The sequence below is a fragment of the Flavobacterium sp. genome (assembly GCF_040382755.1).
Lineage (GTDB): Bacteria > Bacteroidota > Bacteroidia > Flavobacteriales > Flavobacteriaceae > Flavobacterium.
The window spans coordinates 1-6,766 of record NZ_JBEIET010000110.1; the positions used below are offsets into that span (position 1 = coordinate 1).

Annotated in this window: 6 protein-coding genes; 5 read left to right on the forward strand and 1 reads right to left on the reverse strand. The window is 29.7% G+C overall.

Annotation, left to right across the window (positions count from 1 at the left end; translation table 11 throughout):
* Positions 1–770 (forward strand): type I glyceraldehyde-3-phosphate dehydrogenase (locus ABWO04_RS09105; RefSeq protein WP_353079347.1); only part of this gene is annotated, 770 nt, incomplete at its 5' end.
* Between the two features lie 37 nt (positions 771–807).
* Positions 808–2,979 carry a tetratricopeptide repeat-containing hybrid sensor histidine kinase/response regulator gene (locus ABWO04_RS09110; RefSeq protein WP_353079349.1) on the forward strand — a complete coding sequence of 724 codons (2,172 nt, stop codon included), beginning with the start codon at positions 808–810 and terminating at the stop codon, positions 2,977–2,979.
* Here the strand turns inward: ABWO04_RS09110 and lpxK are convergent.
* Entirely contained in the window at positions 2,967–3,977 is a 1,011-nt protein-coding gene (gene lpxK / locus ABWO04_RS09115; protein ID WP_353079351.1) for a tetraacyldisaccharide 4'-kinase, read from the reverse strand. The genes ABWO04_RS09110 and lpxK overlap by 13 nt on opposite strands.
* Before the next feature lie 151 nt (positions 3,978–4,128).
* Between lpxK and ABWO04_RS09120 the strand changes: the two genes are divergently transcribed.
* The 3 genes from ABWO04_RS09120 to ABWO04_RS09130 all read left to right on the forward strand — a co-directional run.
* On the forward strand, positions 4,129–5,220 hold the full coding sequence (locus ABWO04_RS09120) for a Nif3-like dinuclear metal center hexameric protein (protein WP_353079353.1): 1,092 nt from the start codon (positions 4,129–4,131) through the stop codon (positions 5,218–5,220).
* Positions 5,221–5,224: 4 nt separating this feature from the next.
* Positions 5,225–6,004 carry a zinc ribbon domain-containing protein gene (locus tag ABWO04_RS09125; protein WP_353079355.1) on the forward strand — a complete coding sequence of 260 codons (780 nt, stop codon included), beginning with the start codon at positions 5,225–5,227 and terminating at the stop codon, positions 6,002–6,004.
* A gap of 187 nt (positions 6,005–6,191) precedes the next feature.
* Positions 6,192–6,766, forward strand: a 575-nt coding sequence (locus ABWO04_RS09130; protein ID WP_353079357.1) for a pseudouridine synthase, incomplete at its 3' end; no start/stop codon positions are given.

Genomic DNA, 6,766 nt, shown 5'->3' on the forward strand with positions numbered 1-6,766 from the left:
ATATTTCTAAATTACCTTGGAAAAACCTAAATATCGATTTTGTAATTGAGTCGACTGGAAAATTTAAAACTTCAGAAACCGCTGGTTTACATATTTTAGCTGGAGCAAAAAAAGTAATTTTATCCGCGCCTCCTGAAGACGAAACAATAAAAACTGTTGTTTTAGGTGTTAATGAACATATTTTAGATGGTTCGGAAACTATCATATCCAATGCCAGCTGCACAACAAATAACGCAGCACCAATGCTTAAAATCATACAAGAATTGTGTGGTATTGAACAAGCATATATTACCACGGTTCACTCCTACACTACCGACCAAAGTTTGCACGACCAACCTCATAAAGATTTAAGACGTGCACGAGGTGCTTCGCAATCTATAATTCCAACTACAACTGGCGCTGCAAAAGCAATAACAAAAATTTTTCCGGAATTAGACGGGAAAATTGGTGGATGTGGTATTCGAGTTCCTGTTCCAGATGGTTCGTTAACCGATATTACATTTAATGTACAGCGAAAAGTTACTATAGAAGAAATTAATTTAGCCTTTAAAAAAGCTGCTGAAATCGAATTGAAAAATATTTTGGCATATACAGAAGACCCAATTGTTTCGGTAGATATTATCGGTAATAAAAATTCGTGTGTATTTGATGCGCAATTAACTTCTGTAATTGATAAAATGGTTAAAATTGTGGGTTGGTATGATAATGAAATTGGATATTCTTCTCGTATAATTGATTTAATTCTTTTTTTATCGAAAAATAAATACTAATTTTAACAATATTAATATAGGTTTTGAATACTAAATAATGAAAAAACTCCTTTTTCTACTTACTTTTTTCTCACTATTTACTTTTTCTCAGACAAAGGAAAACAAAACTGATAGCATTACCTATTTTTTAGAATTAGCCAATTATTCTTTTGAAGAAAAATACAATTCAAAAGACGCCATAAAGTACGCTCAGAAAGCTATTGAGTATTCTAAAGCATACAAAAATCAAGAAAAACTATACGATTGCTATTATTTTTTAGGAAGCTTGTATTTAGAAACCAACAATTTTAATGAAGCTATTGTTAACTTTATAAAATGTTCTAATTACTATGAAATCAATCAAGTTCGTACTTCTAAAGTCGCTAAAATCAACTACGCATTAGGAACTCTTTACTTAGAAAAAAGAAATTTTAAGATTGCGAAATTATATTTCAACAAATCGTATTCCATTTACGATGCAATCAATTCAAACAATACTTTAGTGTTAATTGAACTTCAGAAAGGATTAACTTTAAAAGCCAACAACAATTTAGAAGAAGCCATTCTTGTGTTTGATAATATTGCCAATACGAGCAGAGATGTAGAACCAAGTAAAATTGAAGCGCTTTATCAGCTTAGTAAAATTTATTATTCGCAGGAAGAATATGATAAGGCATTAGATTTCTCAAAAAAAGCATTGAAATTAGTAGAAAATAATACGGTCGGAATTTCTAAAAAGAAAATATTAAACAACCTTATTTTAATTAGTGAAAAACAAGAAGATTATAAATTATCAAATTTTTATTTAAAAGAATTTTTAACTTTAAATGAGATTAAAAATAACTCAAGTCTTGCCAATACGGATTTACTTATCAATAAAAAAGAGCACGACAATCAGTTAGAAATTGTTGAAAAACTGGAAAAAGAGAAAAACGATCAATTAAAATCCATTCGGTTTAATAAACTGATAAGTATAATGAGCATTGTATTAATTGCCATTTTATCATTACTAAGTTTTTCTTTATACAAGAACAATAAAATTAGAACCGTTACGAATAAACTTTTACAAGAAAAAAACGAAGAATTAACGGAACAAAAAGAAAAAGCAGAGCTGGCATCAAATGCCCGTTCGGAGTTTTTATCTACGGTAAGTCACGAGTTACGAACGCCATTAAATGCTATAAACGGAATTACACATTTGCTTTTACAAGAAAATCCAAAATCGACCCAATTAAATTATTTAAAATCGTTAGAGTTTTCTGGAAATTATCTTTTAAGTTTTATTAATGATATTTTGGAGATAAACAGATTGGAATCGAACACTATACATATTGAGCGAATTAATTTCAATTTAGAAGAATTAATTCAAAATATTCGTGAATCGTTCAATGGTTTTATTGAACAAAACAATATTGATTTTAGATTAGAATTAGATTTAGAAAACCACAAAAATTTACTTGGCGATCCTACAAAATTATCTCAGATTTTAATAAATTTAATCAATAATTCTATTAAATTCACTAAAAACGGCAAGGTTACGCTTTCGGTAAAAACCATAAAAGTAGAAAACGATACGGTAACTTTGAATTTCATAATTCAAGATAATGGAATCGGAATACCAGAAGACAAAATTGCCAATATTTTCGATAGTTTTTCGCAAGGTTCAGTAGAAATAAACAGAACGTATGGAGGAACTGGTTTAGGTCTTTCTATCGTTAAGAAAATTATTGAATTATTAGGCAGCGAAATTCATTTAGAAAGCAAAGTAAACGAAGGGACAAAATTATATTTCGATTTAAATTTCGGAAAATCAAATGCCGAAATTATTTTAAATCACGAGAAAAAGAAAGTAACTTCTTACGACAATTTAAAAAACAAAACCGTTTTATTGGTTGAAGACAACAAAATCAACCAAATGATTACTAAAAAAATGGTGGAAAATAAAGGTATGATTTGTACTATAATTGACAACGGCGAAGAGGCAATTGTTGAAATGCAAAATAACACCTTTGATTTGGTTTTAATGGACGTTCACTTAACAGGAATTAATGGAACAGAAGCTACAGCAGAAATTAGAAAATTTGACACAACAACGCCAATTATAGCGTTAACTGCTATTTCATTAAACGAAAACAAAGAAACGTTACTATCTTTTGGAATGAATGAAGTAATTACAAAACCTTTTAATCCAGAGTATTTTTACAGCGTAATAAGTGATTACGTAAAATAACTTTTTACCCAATTGCTTATTAATGCATCAAATTGTTCTTTATCTGAGATAAATTTGGATTGAATAGGTAAATAAAACAAGTTACTCGATTTTATTTTTCCGTTTAAACGCATAAAATCCTTTTCGGTAGTAACTATAATTTTATCTTTTGACAATTCATTTATTTCTGAAACTTCAGCTTCTGAAAAATTATGATGATCTGGATATATCATAACTTTATCAGTACCTGAATTTAAATAATCAATAAAATAATTTGGCTTTGCAATTCCTGCAAGAATTAATTTCTCTGTAGCAATTATATCTGAAACCGAAATACTATTTTCAGTACTAAATACTTTAGAATCGTAGTCAATAGAAGTAAAAAAAACTGGAACATTTACGTTTAATTTTAGTTTTACTTCATCTTTGTTTAATTCAGATATATTTTGTGGACATTTCGTAACAACAACTACATTGGCGCGCTTTTTACCAATGGCACTTTCTCGTAAATTTCCGAAAGGCAAAATAAAATCATCTGAAAACAAATCGTCATAAGCAGTTAATAATATATAAAAACCCGCTTTTACTTTTCTATGCTGAAACGCATCGTCTAATAAAATTACATCTGGATTGCTTTTTGAAATTAAATTGTCAATTCCAATTTGTCTGTCTTCACAAACGGCAACAGAAACTTCAGGAAATTTGGAATACATTTGATACGATTCGTCACCCAATTCCGCAACAGTAACTACATCATTTGCCAATACAAAACCTTTTGAACTTCGTTTATAACCACGACTTAAAACAGCAATTTTATATGTATCTTTTAATAATCGAATGATGTATTCTGTTTGAGGGGTTTTACCTGTGCCACCAGCGCTTAAATTTCCAATTGCAATAACTGGTAATTCATATGATTTTGAAGTAAAAATACCTAAATCATATAGCCAATTTCTAATAAAAGTAATTAACCAATATAAACCTCCAAGCGGAAAAAGTAGTTTACGTATAAAATTCATAGTTATTTATCTAAATAATGACTTACAAAAGTAGTCCTTAGAATTAGATATACAAATGTACAAAAATCGTATGAATTAAATTTCAAGTAAATTATATTTAAATCAATTGCATTTTTTATCTTTGAAAAATACAAAATTTCTAAAACGAAAAATGCAATTATCCGAAATTACAAAACATCTTGAGAAATTGGCACCTTTGGCTTACGCTGAAGAATTTGACAACGTTGGACTTTTAGTTGCTCACACTAATGACATTACTGGTATTTTAGTTTGCCACGATGCTTTAGAAGAAGTTATTGAGGAAGCCATTTCCAAAAAATGTAATTTAGTAGTTTGCTTCCATCCTATTTTGTTTTCTGGATTAAAAAAAATTACTGGAAAAAATTATGTAGAACGGGCTATTATCAAAGCCATAAAAAATGATGTTGCCATTTATGCCGTTCATACCGCATTAGATAATCATCAAAATGGCGTGAATAAAATTTTCTGCGATGCTTTAGGTTTAACGAATACTAAAGTTTTAATACCTAAGCAAAATTTCATTTATAAATTAGTAACATATACCAAACCTGAAAACGAAAATCAAGTAAAACAAGCTTTGTTTGATGCTGGCGCAGGTAGCATTGGCAACTATGATAATTGTAGTTTTACATCTACAGGAAGTAGTTCTTTTAAAGGTAATGAAAACAGCAATCCAGTACTTGGACAAAAACATATTTTACAAATTGAAGAGGAAATAAAGATAGAAGTAATTTTCGAAAAACACTTGCAAAACAACATATTAAAGGCATTATTTGCTAATCATATGTATGAAGAAGTGGCATATGAAATTTACAAAACAGAAAACGAACATCAAAATATTGGTTTAGGTATGATTGGCGAATTGGAACAACCAATGAAGCCAAACGCTTTTTTACAATTTGTCAAAGAAAAAATGGAATGTGGCAGTATTCGTCATAGTCAATTTTTAGCATCGGAAATCAAAAAAGTTGCAGTTTTAGGTGGAAGCGGTAGTTTTGCCATAAAAAATGCAATTGCAGCAGGAGCGGATGCTTTTTTAACCGCCGATTTAAAATATCATCAGTTTTATGAAGCCGAAAATAAGCTACTTTTGGCGGATATTGGTCATTTTGAAAGCGAAAGATATACAAAAAATTATATTGTTGACTTTCTTAAAGAAAAAATCACTAATTTTGCAATCATTTTATCAGAATTAAATACAAATCCCGTTAAATATTTTTAACAATATGGCAAATACAAAAGAACTAAGCGTAGAAGAAAAATTAAGAGCAATTTATGCCTTACAATTAATTGATTCTAAAATTGACGAAATAAGAAACGTACGAGGAGAATTACCTTTAGAAGTTGAAGATTTAGAAGATGAAGTAGCTGGATTATCTAAACGTTTAGAAAAATTAAACGACGATTTAAACAACATCGATCATCAAGCAAAAGAAAAAAAGAATAATATTGATGACTATAAAGCAGCAATAAAAAAATATACTGAACAGCAAAAAAATGTGCGTAACAATAGAGAATTTAATTCTTTATCTAAAGAAATTGAATTTCAAGAATTAGAAATTCAATTGGCTGAAAAGCACATTAAAGAAATGAAAGTTACGTTTGAAAACAAAAAAGAAATTGTTAATCAAACAAAAGACAAACTGGAAAGTAAAGAAAATCACTTAAAACATAAAAAAGCAGAATTAAGTGATATTATGGCGGAAACCGAAAAAGACGAAAACTTCTTAATTGAAAAATCTAATGATTTTAGAGGTAAAATTGAAGCTCGTTTATTAGCAGCTTACGACAGAATTAGAAATAGTGTTGTCAATGGCTTAGCAGTTGTTTCTATCGAACGTGGCGCGTCTGCAGGATCTTTCTTTACTATTCCACCACAAACTCAAATGGAAATTGCAGGTAGAAAAAAAATCTTAACCGATGAGCACAGTGGACGTATTTTAGTAGACAGTGTTTTAGCTGACGAAGAAAGAGAAAAAATGGAGAAAATTTTCGCCAAAATGTAATTGAATTAGTCGAAGGTCGAAAATTCGAAAGTTTTAAAGTCGAAATATTAGGCTTTTACTCAATATAAAAACCAAATTAAAAATTCCAAACTCCAAGTTTTAAATTTGGGATTTGGAATTTTTTTTATTGGAATTTTAAACAAAACAAACCCCATAAACATTTAAACTAAAATACTACCTTTGCCTAATGGAAGATCAAATAGTACGCATCAATAAATATTTGTCAGAATCAGGATTTTGCTCTCGTAGAGAGGCTGACCGATTATTGGAAGAAGGCAGAATCACCATCAACGGACAATCTCCAGAATTAGGCACGAAAGTAGCTCCAGGAGACGAAGTTCGTGTAAATGGCGAATTAGTATCCAACGCAAATAAAAAACCCATTTATTTGTCCTTCCATAAACCTGCAGGAATTGAATGTACGACCAATCTTAACATTCCAGACAACATTGTTGATTATATCAATTACCCCGAACGTGTTTTCCCAATCGGAAGATTAGACAAAGCCAGTGAAGGATTAATATTTATGACCAATGATGGAGATATTGTGAACAAAATTTTACGTGCCAGAAACAACCACGAAAAAGAATATATTGTAACTGTTGACAAACCAATTACTGAAACTTTCATTAATCAAATGAGCAATGGATTGCCTATTTTAGACACCATTACCAAAAAATGTAAAGTAGAAAAAATGAGTCAGTTTGTGTTTAAAATTGTTTTAACGCAAGGTTTAAATCGTCAAATTCGTCGTATGTGCGA

What these genes read in the sequence shown, in the direction of transcription:
- ABWO04_RS09125 (WP_353079355.1), top strand. Translation starts at nt 5,225, where the DNA reads ATGGCAAATACAAAAGAACTAAGCGTAGAAGAAAAATTAAGAGCAATT.
- ABWO04_RS09120 (WP_353079353.1), top strand. Translation starts at nt 4,129, where the DNA reads ATGCAATTATCCGAAATTACAAAACATCTTGAGAAATTGGCACCTTTG.
- ABWO04_RS09110 (WP_353079349.1), top strand. Translation starts at nt 808, where the DNA reads ATGAAAAAACTCCTTTTTCTACTTACTTTTTTCTCACTATTTACTTTT.
- lpxK (WP_353079351.1), bottom strand. Translation starts at nt 3,977, where the DNA reads ATGAATTTTATACGTAAACTACTTTTTCCGCTTGGAGGTTTATATTGG.